General features: G+C 41.0%; 1 pseudogene. It reads right to left on the minus strand.

Features of this window, described 5'->3' with window-relative positions:
- Positions 1 to 201: pseudogene (gene rpmI, locus ACFINO_RS11145) on the minus strand (50S ribosomal protein L35); the annotation flags it as partial.
- Positions 202 to 295 lie beyond the last annotated feature (94 nt).

A 295-nucleotide genomic window follows, 5' to 3' on the forward strand; every position in this document is an offset into this window, starting at 1 on the left:
CAAACCATTTGGCAAATAATGCTGAATAACTTTTTTAGCATCTTGCTCACTCAAAACCATTGTTCCACGAGCATCGCGAATAAATTTATTCGAACGTTTAATCATGCCATGCCGTTTACCTGCAGCTGCCACTTTAACTTTCCCTCACGCAGTGATTTTAAACCGCTTCTTAGCGGACGATTTGGTCTTCATCTTGGGCATTTTGCTACTCCATACATTATTCATAAGCGAATCTTTTTATTCAAACGGACCAAAGCTTGAATAAGCATTTAAACAGCCACGGCATGCCCTGCCG

Origin of the sequence: Bartonella sp. AA83SXKL, assembly GCF_042196965.1 — a bacterium.
In the GTDB taxonomy this organism is placed as follows: Bacteria; Pseudomonadota; Alphaproteobacteria; order Rhizobiales; family Rhizobiaceae; genus Bartonella.